General features: G+C 72.3%; 15 protein-coding genes and 1 pseudogene. 9 read left to right on the top strand and 7 right to left on the bottom strand.

What is annotated here, in order from left to right:
* The first annotated feature begins 47 nt into the window (after nucleotides 1-47).
* Complete coding sequence (locus ER308_RS16215; RefSeq protein ID WP_131155958.1) at nucleotides 48-2,657, top strand: PQQ-dependent sugar dehydrogenase; 2,610 nt, start codon at nucleotides 48-50, stop codon at nucleotides 2,655-2,657.
* Between the two features lie 38 nt (nucleotides 2,658-2,695).
* Here the strand turns inward: ER308_RS16215 and ER308_RS16210 are convergent, their stop codons facing one another.
* Complete coding sequence (locus tag ER308_RS16210) at nucleotides 2,696-3,130, bottom strand: RrF2 family transcriptional regulator (protein ID WP_165492173.1); 435 nt, start codon at nucleotides 3,128-3,130, stop codon at nucleotides 2,696-2,698.
* A gap of 261 nt (nucleotides 3,131-3,391) precedes the next feature.
* Here ER308_RS16210 and ER308_RS16205 point away from each other — a divergent pair, with 261 nt between their 5' ends.
* From ER308_RS16205 to ER308_RS22580, 3 genes and pseudogenes are all read left to right on the top strand, one after another.
* Complete coding sequence (locus tag ER308_RS16205) at nucleotides 3,392-3,733, top strand: hypothetical protein (RefSeq protein WP_131155956.1); 342 nt, start codon at nucleotides 3,392-3,394, stop codon at nucleotides 3,731-3,733.
* Nucleotides 3,693-3,902 (top strand): annotated as a pseudogene (locus ER308_RS23295) (SRPBCC family protein); the annotation flags it as partial. The gene ER308_RS16205 and the pseudogene ER308_RS23295, both read left to right, overlap by 41 nt.
* Nucleotides 3,903-3,954: 52 nt before the next feature.
* On the top strand, nucleotides 3,955-4,230 hold the full coding sequence (locus ER308_RS22580) for an SRPBCC family protein (RefSeq protein WP_240731830.1): 276 nt from the start codon (nucleotides 3,955-3,957) through the stop codon (nucleotides 4,228-4,230).
* Nucleotides 4,231-4,242: 12 nt separating this feature from the next.
* Here the strand turns inward: ER308_RS22580 and ER308_RS16195 are convergent, their stop codons facing one another.
* From ER308_RS16195 to ER308_RS16185, 3 genes are all read right to left on the bottom strand, one after another.
* Nucleotides 4,243-5,490: a DUF418 domain-containing protein gene (locus ER308_RS16195; protein WP_131155954.1), complete on the bottom strand. Its 1,248-nt coding sequence runs from the start codon at nucleotides 5,488-5,490 to the stop codon at nucleotides 4,243-4,245.
* Nucleotides 5,491-5,644: 154 nt separating this feature from the next.
* A complete protein-coding gene (locus ER308_RS16190; RefSeq protein WP_205745668.1) occupies nucleotides 5,645-7,030 on the bottom strand; it encodes a tryptophanase in 1,386 nt (461 codons plus the stop codon).
* A gap of 115 nt (nucleotides 7,031-7,145) precedes the next feature.
* Complete coding sequence (locus ER308_RS16185) at nucleotides 7,146-8,474, bottom strand: MFS transporter (protein WP_131155952.1); 1,329 nt, start codon at nucleotides 8,472-8,474, stop codon at nucleotides 7,146-7,148.
* 44 nt (nucleotides 8,475-8,518) lie between these two features.
* Here ER308_RS16185 and ER308_RS21770 point away from each other — a divergent pair, with 44 nt between their 5' ends.
* The 4 genes from ER308_RS21770 (at nucleotide 8,519) to ER308_RS16170 (ending at nucleotide 11,595) form a co-directional block, all read left to right on the top strand.
* Nucleotides 8,519-8,680, top strand: coding sequence for a hypothetical protein (locus ER308_RS21770; RefSeq protein ID WP_165492171.1), 162 nt, complete (start codon nucleotides 8,519-8,521; stop codon nucleotides 8,678-8,680).
* Between the two features lie 189 nt (nucleotides 8,681-8,869).
* A complete protein-coding gene (locus tag ER308_RS16180) occupies nucleotides 8,870-10,456 on the top strand; it encodes a BCCT family transporter (protein ID WP_205745667.1) in 1,587 nt (528 codons plus the stop codon).
* Nucleotides 10,457-10,510: 54 nt separating this feature from the next.
* On the top strand, nucleotides 10,511-11,032 hold the full coding sequence (locus ER308_RS16175; RefSeq protein WP_131155950.1) for a SixA phosphatase family protein: 522 nt from the start codon (nucleotides 10,511-10,513) through the stop codon (nucleotides 11,030-11,032).
* Nucleotides 11,033-11,040: 8 nt separating this feature from the next.
* On the top strand, nucleotides 11,041-11,595 hold the full coding sequence (locus ER308_RS16170; RefSeq protein WP_165492170.1) for a nucleoside-triphosphatase: 555 nt from the start codon (nucleotides 11,041-11,043) through the stop codon (nucleotides 11,593-11,595).
* Between the two features lie 16 nt (nucleotides 11,596-11,611).
* Here the strand turns inward: ER308_RS16170 and ER308_RS16165 are convergent, their stop codons facing one another.
* A complete protein-coding gene (locus ER308_RS16165; RefSeq protein ID WP_131155948.1) occupies nucleotides 11,612-12,298 on the bottom strand; it encodes a protein-L-isoaspartate(D-aspartate) O-methyltransferase in 687 nt (228 codons plus the stop codon).
* 180 nt (nucleotides 12,299-12,478) lie between these two features.
* Between ER308_RS16165 and ER308_RS16160 the strand changes: the two genes are divergently transcribed.
* Entirely contained in the window at nucleotides 12,479-12,976 is a 498-nt protein-coding gene (locus tag ER308_RS16160) for a DUF4870 domain-containing protein (protein ID WP_205745666.1), read from the top strand.
* A gap of 63 nt (nucleotides 12,977-13,039) precedes the next feature.
* On the opposite strand, the gene ER308_RS16155 is transcribed toward ER308_RS16160, so the two are convergent.
* Nucleotides 13,040-13,483 (bottom strand): universal stress protein, encoded by a 444-nt coding sequence (locus tag ER308_RS16155; RefSeq protein WP_131155947.1) that lies wholly within the window; start codon nucleotides 13,481-13,483, stop codon nucleotides 13,040-13,042.
* A 120-nt stretch (nucleotides 13,484-13,603) separates the two neighbouring features.
* On the bottom strand, nucleotides 13,604-15,280 hold the full coding sequence (locus ER308_RS16150) for a BCCT family transporter (protein ID WP_131155946.1): 1,677 nt from the start codon (nucleotides 15,278-15,280) through the stop codon (nucleotides 13,604-13,606).
* Between the last annotated feature and the right edge of the window lie 365 nt (nucleotides 15,281-15,645).

Genomic DNA, 15,645 nt, shown 5'->3' with positions numbered 1-15,645 from the left:
GCGTCTCAGCCACGACACATCCCGAAACGGAGTCCTGAGGAGGCCACATGTCCGCCCATCCGCTCGGCTCGACCCGGATACTCGCGGCCGCGGCCGCGGCGGTCGGCGCGCTGGCGCTCGTGGGGCTGGTGCTGGCCACCGGCTCGGCCGGGGCCGCGGAACACGACGGAGCGGACCCGACCGTCCCGCGGGTGGCGGGCGCCGATCGCTTCGAGACGGCCGCCGAGGTCGCCGGCGACGGCTGGGAGACCGCGGCCACGGCGGTGGTGGCCACGGGCCGCGACTTCCCCGACGCGCTCACCGCCGGGGCACTCGCCGCGAGCCGCGACGCCCCGCTCCTGCTCACCGAATCGGACGAGCTGCCCGGCGCCACCGCCGACGCGCTCGACGATCTCGAGGTCGAGGAGGTCCTTCTGGTGGGCGGTCCCGCCGCCGTCGACGAGGCGGTCGCCGGCGAGCTCGAGGGCCTCGTCGACGACGTCGATCGGCTGAGCGGACGAGACCGCTACGAGACCGCCGCCGAGGTCGCCGCAGCCGCCGCCGAGGGGACCGACGTGGAGGAGGCCCTCGTCGTGTCCGGCGAGGACTTCGCGGACGCGCTGGCCGCCGGCGCGCTTCTCGACGGGCAGCGGCCGGTCCTGCTCGCGCTCCCCGGCGCGCTCCCGCAGAGCACCGCCGACGCGCTCGACGAGCTCGCGCCGGACCGGGCGACCCTGCTCGGAGGCGAGGCCGCGCTCGACGCCGCGGTGGCCGAGGACGTGGCGGCGCTGGTGGACGAGACGGACCGCCTGGCGGGCGACGACCGCTACGGGACGAGCATCGCGGCGGTGACGCGGGCGCTCGACGAGGGCGCCGATACCGAGGCCCTCGCCGCCAGCGGGGCGACGTTCGCCGACGGCTTGTCCGCCGGGCCGCTCGCGGCTCGGCTGGACGCGCCGCTCGTCCTCGTCCCTGCCGAGCGGCTGACGGATGCGCTCGACGCGGCGCTGCGCGACGACGTCGATCTCGAGGCCGCGCGCATCGTCGGTGGGGAGGCCGCGGTGAGCGCCTTCGTCGCCGAGGAGCTCGCCGCAGCGTTCGCCGGGGACCCGCGGCCGTCGCCGCCCGAGGACCCGGTCGAGATCACCGAGACCGACATCGCCACCGGCCTCGACGCCCCGTGGGACGTGGTCTTCCGCGAGAACGGCGACGTGCTGGTGACCGAGCGCGACAGCGGCCGGGTCCTCGAGCTCGACGCCGAGGGCGGGACGCAGGAGGTGCACCGGTTCGACGTGAACAACGCCGGGGAGGGGGGGCTGCTCGGCCTCGCCGAGCGGCCCGGGACCGGGGATCTCTACGCCTACTACTCGCGGGCGAACGAGAACCGCGTCACCCGCCTGTCCGACCCCGGGGAGGCCGAGGAGGTCGTCTTCGACGGCATCCCCCACGGGAGCATCCACAACGGCGGGCGGATCGCGTTCGGTCCCGACGGCTACCTGTGGGTCGCCACCGGGGACGCCGGCGACGGCCAGCGCAGCCAGGATCCCCGGGATCCCGCGGGGGCGATCCTGCGGCTCGAACCGGACGGGAGCGTGCCGTCTGACAACCCCACGTGGGATGGCGGCGAGCCCAGCCCGGTCTACGCCACCGGGATCCGCAACAGCCAGGGCCTCGACTGGGACGCCGAGGGTCGCCTGTGGGCCTCGGAGTTCGGTCCCGATGTCGACGACGAGGTGAACGTCATCACCGCCGGCGGCAACTACGGCTGGCCGGACGAGACCGGCGTCACCGGCGACCCCGAGCTCGAGGACCCGGTGTTCGTGCGCCAGCCCCCGGTCGCGTCGTGGTCGGGGCTGGAGGTGCTGGTCGACGGGGCGATCCCGCAGTGGGAGGGCGACGTGCTCGTGGCGGCACTGCGCGGCGAGCGGCTGTGGCGCCTCGAGGTCGACGGCGACGAGGTCACCGCCAGCGAGGAGCTGCTGACGAGCGAGCGCGGCCGGCTGCGCGAGGTCGTGACCGCGCCCGACGGGAGCCTGTGGGTCCTGACGAACAACACCGACGGGCGCGGCGACCCGCGGGCGGGCGACGACCGGATCATCCGCCTCGGCGCGGAGCCCGAGGCCACGACCCGTGCACTGAACGACGACGAGCGCGACGCGATGAACGGCACGAGCTGGGAGCAGGGCTGTCCGGTCGATCCGCCCGATCTCGCGATCGTCGAGACCCCCCACTGGGACTTCGCGCACCAGTTGCGGACGGGCGAGCTCGTCGTCGCTGACGACATCGCGGGGGAGGTCGCCGACATCATGAGCGACCTCGCCGCCGCGCGCTTCCCGATCGAGCGGATGGAACCGATCGCCGCCTACGGCGGCGACGACGACGCCTCGATGGAGGCGAACAATTCGTCGGCCTTCAACTGCCGTCCGATCACCGGCAGCAACACGTGGTCGGAGCACAGCTTCGGCACGGCGATCGACCTCAATCCCGTGCAGAACCCGTATCGGCGTGACGGCGAGGTGCTCCCGCCCGCCGGTGAGGCGTATCTGGACCGCGGCAACGAGCGGCCGGGGATGATCGTGGAGGGCGACGCGGTCGTGGAGGCGTTCGATGCCCGCGGCTGGGAGTGGGGGGGCCGCTGGCGCAGCCTCGACGACTGGATGCACTTCGAGCGACCGTAGGTGCGGGACCGTCGGGAGCGATGCCCGCAGGCCTGCTGTCAGACGACGCGCTCGGCCTCAAGCAGCTCGTCCGCCTCGCGCAGCTCGGCGAACGTGGTCGCGCCGAGCTGGTCGAGCAGGGCTTGCTGCGCACGCGCCCACGGCTCGTGGACCGCGCAGCGGTCCTCCCACCGGCACGGTCCCCCGCGGAGCACGCAGTCGGTGGAGCGCACCTCGCCCTCGACGGCGGTCACGACGTCGAGCATCGACACCCGCTCGGGCTCGGTGGCGAGCGCGTAGCCCCCGTCCGGTCCGGCCACGCTCGTGACGAGCTCGGCGCGCACGAGCGCGGCGAGGATCTGCGGCAGGAACGTCTCGGGGACGTGCATCGCCTCGGCGATCTCACGAGCCTTCGCGCGCTCGCCGTGGCGCCGCGCGATGTGCAGCACGGCGCGGATGGCGTAGTCGGCCCGACGGCCCAGCCGGATCTGCATTGAGGAACCTTCCGATCTCGTCGCGATCCTAGTGCACGCACCACCCCCCCTCGGCCGCTCGCAACCCGGCCCGATGACCAGCGCACCCTCGGCCACCAACCCACCTGACCGATCGGCCGTCCCCATCCCGGGAAGCAGGCGGACCGCCGGCACCGCGTCGGGGTAGCCTGCCTGGCTGGCGGCGAGTGCGGGACCATTTGCCGCCCGACGCACCCCCACTGCGTCCAGCCCGCCGACGGGAGCCGACGAGGTGTCGACCTCATGACCCGTACGATCGCGTTGCACATCGACGAGGAACTCGCCTTCGAGATCGTCGACCGCGATCTCGCCCTCATGCTGATCGAGGCGCAGGCGGAGGCCCTCGCTGAGGATCTCGCCGCGAACGACGACGACCGCATGGCCTGGATGCGCGCGATCGCGAGCGCCCACCTCGAGCGCCGCCGTCTGCAGCGCTCGATCGCGCGCACGACCGGCGGCACCACCACGGCCGCCGACGTCGACCGTGCCGTGCGCCTCGCCCTGGTGCGCCGGGGGCTGGCCGGAGACCTGCTCGACGTCCCCGATGCCGAACCTCACCACCACCCCGAGGCGCCCGCCGCCTAGTCCTGGCGTGACGCAGACGGTCACCGCGTCGATCACGATCCCGAGACCGCCCGCGGTGGTGTTCACGATCGCCACCGACCCGGCGCGCATGGCCCGGTGGCAGGAGGGGCGTTCACGAGGTCCGGGCCCCGGACGGGCACGCCCACGCCGGCGGCGAGGGCTCCCTTGGCGCCACCCCGGGTGTGGGCAGCCGCCTCACCGGCACTCGCACCTACGCGGGCGTGACCTTGCCGTGGACCGTGGAGATCACCGCCTGGGAGCCCCCTCACCGTTACGCGTTCGCCTTGATCAACGGTCGGCTCCGGCTGGCGGGCGAGCAACGCTTCGAGCCGGCCGGCGACGGGTGTCGCGTCGAGGCGCGGCTGGACATCGGCGTTCCGTGGCTGCGGCTCGGCCGGCTCGGCGGTCGCATCGGCAGCGCGGTGCTGCAGCGGGTGGAGGTGGCGTTGGCCGAGGACCTCGACGCCCTGCACGACCTCGTCGTCGCCGAGACCTGAGCGTCGCCCTCGTCAGGCACCGGCCCGCGCGCGTCCGTAGGTGAGGCGGCGCCACAGCCGCTCGACCGGCCCCATGTCGAAGCGCGACATCCACAGGGTGCACCCGGCCACGACGATCACCCAGACGGCGACGACGACGAGCAGGGCCGCCGCCGGCGACAGGCGATCGTAGAACCCCAGCCACACGAAGAACGCGGTGCACAGCAGGCTCTGCGACAGGTACGCGGTCAGGGCCATCCGCCCGGTTCGCCGCAGCGGGTCCAGGCGCGCGAGCACCTCCGGACGCTGGCACAGGAGGGCGATGACGGACAGGTAGCCCACCGCGAGCAGCGGGGACCCGACGAGATAGGCGGCCATGGTGCCGGCGGTCTGCGCGGCGTCGACCTCACCGCCGGTCCCGATCGCGGCCGCCCCCAGCGAGCCGGCGAATCCCGACGGGAGGTTGAGCACCAGCCCCACCGGCAGCGCGACCATCGCCGTGCGCCGCAACCAGGGCTCGTGAAGACGGCGGTGCAGCCCCGCTCGACCCGCTGCCAGGCCGAGCAGGAACAGCGTGAGGACCCAGGGCAGCAGGAACAGTTGGCCACTCTGCAGGAACAGCGCCTCGATGGATCGAGCGGCGACCTGCTCGCCCAGGCCCCCCGTGGTGAAGGCCTGCTCCGCGAAGGCGGCGCGGTCGGCGAAGAACGCCTCCATCTCCTGCATGACGGGATCGTCGGCGGCCGGTTCGGGAGCCGTCGCCGCCAGCGTGGTGAACCCGACCGCCAGGACCAGGTAGGCCACGCCGATGCCGACCGCCCACCAGCGGGCCGTCCGGGCCCGCACCCCGAGGAACAGGAGCAGCACGAACCCCGCCAGCGCGTACTGGAAGAGGATGTCGCCGGCGAACAGCAGCGTCATGTGCAGGATCCCGAGGACCGCGAGGACCACGTAGCGTCGAGCGAGCAACCCGCGTGCTGGGCGTCCGGCAACACCGGCCCGCTCCGACATCATCGCGGCACCCAGTCCGAACAGCAGGGCGAAGCTGGAGAGGAACTTGCCGTACGCCAACCACCCGACGCCGAACTGCACGGCTCCGTCGACCCCGTCGTAGTCGGGGATCTCCCCCATCACGACCTGGTAGAAGTCCGATCCGCGGAACAGTTCGATGTTGACGATCAGGATCCCGAGGATCGCGACCCCGCGGAGCACGTCGAGCGTGGCGACCCGCTCGCGCGTGGCCGTCGGACGGACCGGCTCGGGCACCTCGGACTCCTGCACCACGATCCACCTCCGAGACGCCACGACGTGTCCCGCCGAACGGCAGACTACTCGAGACGCTCCGACGCACGGGGACCGTTCAACTGACGACACGGGGGCCCGTGGGTGTGGATGGCCGTGGGCGGGGTGCCGCGCTGGGCGGGTCTCCGGTCCGTCAGCCGCTGAGCGGCTGGAACCGGGCCTGGAAGAACCGCAGCTCGCCGGGCTCGTAGGTGAACTCGAGCCCGGGGATCTGCTCGGCCTCGTCCGTGACGTGGGCGATGGACTCGGCGGTGACGTCCATGTGCGCCTGCGTGTAGACCCGACGCGGGAGGGTGAGCCGCACGAGCTCGAGCTTCGGGGTGTGGTGCTCGCCCGTCTGGGGGTCGCGGCCGGCGGAGACGATGCCGCGCTCCATGCCCCGCACCCCGGAGTCGCGGTAGATCGCGGCCGCGAGCGCCTGCGCGGGCAGGTGTTCGTGCGCCAGGTGCGAGCAGATGCGGCGGGCGTCCAGGAACACCCCGTGCCCGCCGACCGGTCGCACGATCGGCACCCCGGCCTTCACGAGCAGGTCTCCGAGATACTCCACCTGCCCGACGCGCGCCCCGACGTGGTCGTCGGTCTCGACCATCTCGTGGATGCCGCGGGCCAGGGCCTCCATGTCGCGCCCGGCCATGCCGCCGTAGGTCTGCAGGCCTTCGAACGCCACGAGCAGTGTGCGGGCGCGGCGGGCGATCTCCGGGTCCCGGACCGCGAGGAAGCCGCCGATGTTGACGAGGTTGTCCTTCTTCGAGGAGACCGTCGCCCCCTCGGAGTGGTCGCAGACCTCCCGCAGGATCTCCGCCACGCTGCGGTCGGCATAGCCGCCCTCGCGCTGCTGGATGAACCAGGCGTTCTCGAGCGCGCGCGTGGCGTCGAGCATGACCGGGATGCCGTAGTGCCGGCACCGTTCGTGGACCGCCTTGATGTTGGCCATGGACGCCGGCTGTCCCCCGGCCATGTTCACGTTCGTCTCGAACGAGACATAAGGGACGCGATCGGCCCCGTGCGTGTCGATCACGGCCTGCAGCTTGTCGAGGTCGATGTTGCCCTTGAACGGGTGCAGGCTCTCGGGATCGTGCGCCTCGTCGATGATGACGTCGACGAACCGCCCCCCGGCGTACTCCTGATGGAACCGTGTGGTGGTGAAGTACATGTTCCCGGGAACCACGTCACCCGGTGAGATGAGGACCTGGCTGAGCAGGTGCTCGGCGCCGCGGCCCTGATGGGTGGGCACGAGCTCCTCGTACCCGTAGACCAGACGGACCGCCTCCTCCAGGCGGTAGTAGCTCCGACTGCCCGCGTAGGCCTCGTCGCCGACCATCATGGCCGCCCACTGCTGGTCGGACATCGCGGCCGTCCCCGAGTCCGTGAGCAGGTCGATGTACACGTCCTCGCTGCGCAGCAGGAACGTGTTGTAGCCGGCTTCTGCGATGCGCTCCTCGCGTTCGGCCCGCGTGGTCATCCTGATCGGCTCGACGACCTTCACGCGGTACGGCTCGGCCCAGCTGCGACGCTCCACGGCATCCTCCCCGTCACATCGAGCACGGCAGCCGCGAACGAGCGCTCCCCGGCGCATCGGAGGCCCGGCCTCCCGAGCCGGCTCGCGGTGCGTGCGTCGCGTTCGCCCCGGCAGCCTAGCGGCTGACATCCTCGACGGGGGTGCCGCGGGTGACCCCGAGGGCCGCCACCGCCCCGACGAGCGGGAACACGCTCAGGGCCACGAGCGCCCCTCGGAGGCCCAGCATCCCCGCGAGCCCGCCGGCGAGCGCCGCGCCGACCGCGCCGCCGGTGAACATCGCGAGGTTGAACAGCCCGATCGCCCCGCCGCGCAGCCCCTCGGGCACCAGATCGGGCACCGCGTCGAGCAGCACCACATGGGCCCCGCCGAAGCAGGCGGCGACGAGGGCGAGGCCGAGTACGAGCGGCGCCGGCTCGCCACCCGCGGCGCCGCCGATCGCGAGCCCGACCGCACCGATCACCAGGAGGCCGGCGGCGATGCGACCGCGGTCCCGCTGCCGACGACGGGTCGAGACCGCCCGGGATGCGAGCGCGCCGATCGCCGCCCCGGGCACCATAGCGACGCCGATCCGCCACGGCTCCCAACCCTGGACGCCGGCCAACAGTTCGGGCACGGCCAACAGCATCGCGAGCCACGACGTCAGGGTCGCGAACCCGGCGAGGCAGGCTCGCCGCAGGCCCACGTCACCGAGCAGGCGCCGCGGCAGGAACCCGCGGGGGCGTCGCCGGACGTGCACCACGAGCGTGGCGGTGGAGACGGCCGCGACCACCGCCACGCCACCCATGGCAAGAGGGGCGAGTGTCCCGCCGACCGCCTGCAGGAGGACCATCCCGCTGCCCACGCTCGTACCGGTCAGGAGGGCTCCGGGCAGATCGAGCCCGACGCCGCGGTCGTCCCCGGAGGTGGTTGCCAGCCGGGCCACCGGGAGCACGAGCAACAGCACCAGCACCGGCAGACCCACGACGGCGCGCCAACTGAGCGCGTGCTCGATCGCGCCGCCGATCAGCGGCCCCGAGCCGGACACGATGCTGACGATCACGCCGATCACACCGAGCATGCGGGCTCGCTCGGCACCCGAGAAGCGGGCGGTGACCAGGCCGGTAACCACGACCGGCACCGCCCCGCCGCCCGCACCCTGCACGAGCCTGCCGGCGATCAGCACCTCGAACGACCCGGCGGTCGCCGCGGTCATCGATCCTGCGGCCACCAGCGCGACGCCGACGAGCAACGGCCGGCGCAGACCGACCAGGTCCGCCCATCGCCCGAAGACGGCGGTGGCCACCGCCAGCGTCAGCCCGAACGACGCGAGCACCCACGACGTCGCGGCCACGTCGAGCCCGAGATCGGCCGACAGCGTCGGCAGGGCCACCGCCACCCCGGAGGAGCCGATGATCATCAACGCGACCATGCTGCCGAGCGGGAGCGCGAGCCAGGTCCTCGACACGTGGGGCCTCGTTGACAGCGGCGATGGCGCGGATCGTCCGAAGAGTGCCACGCCGTACTCTGCGACCTCGGCCGCCACCGGGCAAAGCCCCTGGCGGGGCACTGTTCGTCGCCGCCACCACGGCCAGCGAGGACCTGCGCGACGTCCCCGGCGTCGCGAAGGTCTCGGCACGCCCACCCTGGTTCGCCTTCGGCCACGACGGCTGACACACTTTCCGCCGCGTGTCCGACATGGGGCAGGCAGGCGGTCGGGGACGGGCAACCGGCACACCTGACGCCACCCACGCCGGTCGGCCAGGCCGGTCGCCCCAGGCCGGTGGCGCCATGCCGGTCGCCGGATACCGGTCGCCGGATACCGGTCGCCGGAGCCTCAAGGGGACGAATGTGCTCAGTCGCATGGTGCTGAACCCGTGGGTCGCGAGCGTGTCCGCGACGGTGATCGCGGCCTTCGTGGTGCTCGGCGCGACCGCCCCGGAGCTGCTCGGGACCCTCTTCGATCGCGCGCAGGCCGGCATCGCCGCGAGCCTCGGCTGGTACTACATCCTCGTCGTGGGTGGGCTGCTCGTCCTCCTCGTGTGGCTCGGCGCCAGCCGGTTCGGGCGCATCCGCCTCGGCCCGCCCGACAGCCGGCCCGACTACGGGTATCCGACCTGGTTCGCGATGCTCTTCACCGCGGGGATGGGCATCGGCCTCGTCTTTTGGTCGGTCGCCGAGCCGCTGAGCCACCTGACCGACCCGCCGCAGGCCGAGGCCGGGACCGTGGCGGCGCGGCAGGAGGCGATGCAGTTCACGTTCTTCCACTGGGGCTTGCACGCATGGGGCGTCTACGCGGTGGTGGGCCTCGCCCTCGCCTACTTCGCGTACCGCCACGAACTGCCGCTGTCGATGCGCTCGGCCCTCTACCCCCTGCTCGGCGACCGGATCCACGGGGGCGTCGGCAACACCGTCGACGTGTTCGCGGTGTTCGGCACCATGTTCGGCGTCGCGACCTCCCTGGGGTTCGGGATCCTGCAGGTGAACGCCGGCCTCTCCAGCCTCGGGCTGCTGCCGCAGAACCAGGCGGTGCAGCTGCTCATCCTGGTCGCGGTCACCGCCGGCGCGGTCACCTCCCTGCTGCTCGGCATCGACAAGGGCATCCTGCGGCTCTCGATCACGAACCTGTGCGTGGCTGTGACCCTGCTGGTCTTCGTGCTGTTCGCCGGCCCGACCGAGTTCGTGCTGTCGAGCTTCGTGGAGCAGGTGGGTCGCTACGTCCAGACGCTGCCGGAGACGACGTTCTGGACCGACGCGGGCGGCGACGGTCGCTGGCAGGCCGAGTGGACGATCTTCTACTGGGGCTGGTGGCTGTCGTGGTCGCCGTTCGTCGGCCTGTTCATCGCGCGTGTGTCCCGCGGACGCACGATCCGCGAGTTCGCCTTCGGCGTGTTGTTGGTGCCGGCGGGGCTCACGTTCCTGTGGATGGCGGTGTTCGGGAACACGGCCTTCACCATGGACGAGGCGACCGGCGGAGAGCTGTCCGCCGCGGTCGCCGAGGATCCCGCGATCGCACTGTTCGAGCTGCTCGGGGCGTTGCCGCTCACCGAGATCATGACCGTGCTCGCGATCCTCCTCGTCGCGATCTACTTCGTGACGAGCTCGGACTCGGCGTCGCTGGTCATCGATCAGCTCACGAGCGGGGGGTCGACCGAGACGCCACGTTTCCAGCGCGCGTTCTGGGCGATCGGTGAGGGCGCCGTCGCCGGTGCGCTGCTGCTCGCCGGGGCCGGGGGGTTGGAAGCCCTGCAGACCGCCGCGATCACGACGGCCCTGCCCTTCAGCGTCGTGCTCCTGCTGACGTGCTGGGGCCTCGTACGGGCGCTCTACGCCGACGATCTCGGCACGCCCATCGAACGGGTCGTGCTGTCCCAGCCGGACCATGAGCGCGTCCCGCCCGGGAGCGCGGGCCGCAGCCCGTTCAAGGACGGGATCTCCGGCTCACCCTGACCGGAGGGACGAGTGACAGGCGCTCCGCGGGATGGTGGGGCATCATGGTGGTCGATGCCATTGCTCACCGTGCTCCGCCACGCGAAGTCCTCGTGGAACGACTCCTCGCTCGCCGACCACGATCGCCCGTTGAACGAGCGTGGGCGCGTCGATGCCCCGCACATGGCCCAGCGCCTGCTGGGAACGGCCCCGCCCCCCGACCTCGTGCGCTGCTCGACGGCCCGGCGCGCGCAGGAGACCCTCGCCCTGCTCGAGGCCTGGGTCGGTAACGCGCCGGTGTCGAGCGAACCGGAGCTCTACGGCGCCAGCGCCGCGGAACTCCGGGACCGGCTGCGCGACTCCGAGGCCACCGCGGGCCACGTCCTGCTGATCGGCCACAACCCCGGCATCGGGGAGTTCGCGGCCGCTCTGGCCTCCAGCCCGGAACACGCCGCCGACCGCCTCGGCAAGTTCCCGACCTGCGCGGTGGCGATGCTCGACGTCGAGGTCCCCTGGGAGGCGCTCGACTGGCGCACGGGGCGGCTGAGCCGCGTTCTGACCCCCAAGGACGCCGCCGGAACGGACGGGGGACGCTAGTGCTCATCGTGCTGTCCGGCCGACCGGGGGTCGGCAAGACGACCGTGGCGCAGGCGGTCGCGAGAGAGCTCTCGGCCGCAGGGGTCCCCGTCGGGGGATTCGTGACCGAGGAGGTGCGCACCGGACCGGAGGCCGCGGGGAGCCGCGGGGCCTCTCCGAGCCGTCGCGGCTTCGCCGTCGAGGACCTGCAGAGCGGACAGCGGGCGACGCTCGCCGACGTCTCGCTCCCCGGGCCACCGCGCATCGGGCGCTACGGGGTCGACGTCGAGGCGTTCGAACGCGTCGCGCTGCCGGCGCTCCGGCGTCCTGCCGGCGGTGTGCTCGTCGTCGACGAGGTCGGGCCGATGGAGCTCGAGAGTACGGCGTTCCGCGACCGGATCGCGAGGCTCGCCGACGATCCCGAGCCGGCGGTCGTGACGGTCCCCGCCCGCACCCACCCACTCCTGGAGCGGCTGCGCGCCGCCGGGGACGAGGACGCCGTCACGACCGAGACGCGCGACGGGCTTCCGGCCAGCATCGTCGCCCGTCTACGGCGGTCGTTGCGGGACGAGGAGGCCGCGTGACGATGTCGGCTGGCTGTCAGGCCTCGCCGCCGCCACTCTCGTCGGGCACGAGCGGCACGAAGCGCGCCGCGGTCAACTCTCGGTCGCGGACGAGCGCGTTGTCCCGGCGGACGTACCGGACAACGACCTGGTGGCCCTGCGCCCCGACGGGTGCGACCAGCCGTCCCCCGTCGGCGAGCTGGGCCTCGAGTGCCTCGGGCACCGACGGGGTCGCCGCCGAGACGATCACCGCGTCGTAGGGCGCGTGCGCCGGCACGCCCCGAAACCCGTCGCCCACGACGACGCGGACGTGCGGGAAGCCGGCGAGCCGTTCCGCGGCCTCTTCCGCGAGGGACGCGTGCCGCTCGATCGAGACGACCTCGGAGGCGAGCTGGGCGAGCAGCGCGGTCTGCCAGCCGAACCCGGTGCCGACCTCCAGCACGCGGTCCGAGGGGTCGACCTCGAGCGCCTCGACCATGAGGGCGATGAGCGAGGGCTGGCTCGTCGTCTGGCCCTCGCCGATCGGCAGGGGCTCGTCGGCGTCGGCATCGCCGACGAGCGAGGCAGGAACGTAGGCCGATCGGGGCGTGGCCTCGACCGCCTCGAGCACTCGCGCGTCCCGCACGCCCGCTCGACGAGCCGCGCTCACGAGGACGCGCTCGGCGCGGCGGCGCCGACGCCAGCCACCGCGACGTTGCGTGGAGCCGCCCGATTCGTTCGACATGACCCCTGCACCCTTCCCGGTATGGGGCACGCCGCAACCCGGACGCCCCCACCGACCCCGATCCGGCGCGGACGAGCCCGGAGTCGATCGGGGTGATCCCCCGCAGCGGGAACCCCCCGCGGACGCTTCATTGGGGGTTGCACCGCACGATCCGCAACGCACGGCCGAGGAGACGTCCCCATGACCGCGACACCCGATCCCGCGACGGGCACGACCGGGGCTCGGGCCCCCGACAGCGCTCCGGACCCCGACAGCGCTCCGGCCGCCGACAGCGCTCCGGCCCCCGACAGCGCTCCGGCCCCCGACAGCGCCGGCCTCGATTCGCAGAGCCGAACGTTGGCGAGCCTCGCGCACCTGTCGGCGCTGGTGACGCTGCTGGGCCTGCCCGGTGTGCTCGGACCGCTCGTCGTGCTGTTGGCCGCCCGCGACGACCCCTTCGTGCACAGCGAGGCGAAGGAGGCGCTCAACTTCAACCTGTCGGTGCTGATCTACGCCATCGCCGCGGCGGCCCTTGCGGTGCCGGGGATCGTGCTCACGCTCGGGCTGGCCGCGCTCGCCCTGCTCCCGCTCGCGCTCGCCGCCGCCGTGGCGTGGCTCGTCCTTGCGATCGTCGGTGGTGTCCGCGCCTCGCAGGGCCAGGGCTTCCGCTACCCGTTGACGATCCGGTTCCTGGCGTAGGCCTCGCGCACGGAAGGAGCCGCCGCGGCGACGACCGCGGCGGCTCGATGCCCGGGCCGGCGGCTAGTCCTTGCGTGTGACGAGGACCGGGCACCGCGCGTGACGGACCACCTGCTCGGACACGGAGCCGAGACGCAGTCCCTTGAAGCCCCCGTGCCCGCGCGAGCCGACCACGAGCAGATCGCAGTTCTCGGAACGCTCGATCATGGCGCGCGACGGCCGCTTGTCGGGCACGACCGTCCAGCGAACATCGAGATCGTCGAGATTCACGTCGATCTTCTCGAGCCACTCCCCCAGGTCCTTGTCGGCCTGCTCCTTCGCGCGCTCGGTGTCCACCCGGTCCCTGCCCTTGTCGGGCATGGCCGGGAAGGCCGCGGCCTTCTCGGGGGGCTCGAAGGCGTAGACGACTTCGAGCGACGCACCGTGCCGACGTGCTTCGTCGGCGGCATACCGGACCGCCTCCTCGGCGTTCGGGGAGGCATCGACGCCCACCAGGATTCGTTGCATGCTCCTACCCCTTTAGTTCGAGCAAGTTGCGGCTGGGACGTAGCTGACGTGGGGCTGCCGGGGCCGCCCGCCTCGGACGGCCAGCGACCCCGACACCGATTCGGTCAGGCACCGATCCGGCTAGGCCGGCCCACGCTCGTCACCCGAGTCGGTCGCCTCACTGGCTGCGGCGTCGTTCATGCCGTCTTCGATCGGCTTGGGGCGCTCCTCGGGGTCGGCACCGGCCGCGATCTGCGACAGGGAGTAGTAGCTGCGCTCGGTGCGCAGCCCCTTGATCAACCCCACCACGACGACGAGCAGCACGATCGTGAACGGCAATCCGGTCGCGACCGCGCCCGCCTGCAGGGCGTCGAGGGCGAACTCCCCGCCGGCCCACAGCAGGACCGCCGCGACGAGCCCCTCGCTGACCGCCCAGAAGATCCGGGTGGGCACGGGCGGGTCGGGATTGCCGCCGCTGGTCAGGATGTCGATGACGAACGAACCGGAGTCCGAGCTCGTCACGAAGAAGAAGATCACCACGAGCATCGCCACGATCGCGGTGAGCAGCGACAGCGGGAACGCGTCGAGCATCGCGAACATCGCGACCTCGTCGCCTCCCTCCTCCATCGCGCCGAAGATGTCGACGACCCCCCGGTCCATCAGGTCGAGCGAGGTGTTGCCCATCACCGTGAACCAGAGGAACGACACGAGGGTCGGGACGAGCAGCACGCCCAGGATGAACTGCCGGATCGTGCGGCCACGCGAGATGCGGGCGATGAACATCCCGACGAACGGTGCCCAGGAGATCCACCACGCCCAGTAGAACAGCGTCCAGTCACTGAGGAACGCCGGCAGCGCGTACTCGGCGTCGACGGTCTCGTACGCCCCGCTCGCGGTCAGCACCTGGACGAAGTTCTGGACGTAGTTGCCGAGATTGTCGAAGTAGGCGGTGAGGATCAGGATCGTCGGGCCGACGAGCGCCACGAACAGCAGCAACGCCCCCGCGAGCACCAGGTTCGTCTGCGACAGGATCCGGATGCCCTTGTCCAGCCCGGTGACGACCGAGGCCACGGCAGCCGCGGTGATGACGGCGATGATGATCAGTTGGATCGTGATGTCGACCTGCACGCCGAACACGAACTCGAGGCCGGCGTTCACCTGCATCGCCCCGAGCCCCAGCGAGACGGCGACGCCGACGAGCGTCCCGAGCACCGCGAGGATGTCGACGATGTTGCCGATCGGGCCGTAGATCCGGTCCCCGATCAGGGGGTAGAGCGCCGCACGGACCGTCAACGGGAGCTTGTGGCGGAACCCGAAGTACGCGAGCGACAGACCCAGAACCGCGTACACCGCCCACGGGCCGAGCCCCCAGTGGTGGTAGGTCCAGAGCATCGCCTGCTCGGCCGCCTGCTCGCTCTCCGGCTCGGCGAACGTGTCGGACACGTAGTGCCAGACCGGCTCGGCGACGCCGTAGAAGAGCAGCCCGATGCCCATGCCGGCGCTGAACAGCATCGCGAACCAGGTCGCGTAGCTGTAGTCCGGTCGCGAGTCATCCGGTCCGAGCCGGATCTTGCCGTAGGGGCTGATGACGAGATAGATGCAGAAGACCAGGAACACCGCGACCGCGGCGATGAACAGCCATCCGAAGTTGTCGGTGACACCGGCCAGGATGTTCTCGTTCAGGACCTCGAACGCCGCCTCCGGCCAGATCGCACCCCAGATCACCAGGGCGATGGCGAGGCCCGCCGCCGTGAAGAACACGGGCTTGTGGATCTCCAGCCTCATGCCACCGGAGCTTTGTTGCTCCTCCTGCTGCATGCGTCGCTCCTTCGTCAGTCTGCGGCCCCGCCGAGTTGCGGGCCGGGAACGTCCTCGTCGCGACCGCCACCGAATCCCGGCGATGAACGGGCACTCGAACCACCCGGAGCCGGACCTCTCACCTTCTGCTCGGTACGGACACTACCGATCACAGCACGACACACAAGTGAAACAACGCTACGTCTCGCCCGCCTGATCGCGGGGGACCGTCGATGTCGGCAACCCGGATCGTTCCGCGCGGCGCAGCAGGCTAGCGTGCACACCCGGGCAGCGGAAGCCCCGACCGCCGCGGGTGCCCCGACCGGCGCGGGTGCCCCGACGGTCGCCGGCGCCCGGACCGTCGCGGGAGCCCGGACCGTCGCGGG

Source organism: Egibacter rhizosphaerae, assembly GCF_004322855.1.
GTDB lineage: Bacteria > Actinomycetota > Nitriliruptoria > Euzebyales > Egibacteraceae > Egibacter > Egibacter rhizosphaerae.
This window is presented reverse-complemented; position numbering and strand designations above follow the sequence as displayed.

Coding starts and splice junctions, on each gene's coding strand:
- ER308_RS16210 (WP_165492173.1), bottom strand. CDS start 3,130: ATGCAGATCCGGCTGGGCCGTCGGGCCGACTACGCCATCCGCGCCGTG.
- ER308_RS16215 (WP_131155958.1), top strand. CDS start 48: ATGTCCGCCCATCCGCTCGGCTCGACCCGGATACTCGCGGCCGCGGCC.
- ER308_RS16160 (WP_205745666.1), top strand. CDS start 12,479: ATGACCGCGACACCCGATCCCGCGACGGGCACGACCGGGGCTCGGGCC.
- ER308_RS16180 (WP_205745667.1), top strand. CDS start 8,870: ATGGTGCTGAACCCGTGGGTCGCGAGCGTGTCCGCGACGGTGATCGCG.
- ER308_RS16165 (WP_131155948.1), bottom strand. CDS start 12,298: ATGTCGAACGAATCGGGCGGCTCCACGCAACGTCGCGGTGGCTGGCGT.
- ER308_RS16175 (WP_131155950.1), top strand. CDS start 10,511: ATGCCATTGCTCACCGTGCTCCGCCACGCGAAGTCCTCGTGGAACGAC.
- ER308_RS16205 (WP_131155956.1), top strand. CDS start 3,392: ATGACCCGTACGATCGCGTTGCACATCGACGAGGAACTCGCCTTCGAG.
- ER308_RS16155 (WP_131155947.1), bottom strand. CDS start 13,483: ATGCAACGAATCCTGGTGGGCGTCGATGCCTCCCCGAACGCCGAGGAG.
- ER308_RS16150 (WP_131155946.1), bottom strand. CDS start 15,280: ATGCAGCAGGAGGAGCAACAAAGCTCCGGTGGCATGAGGCTGGAGATC.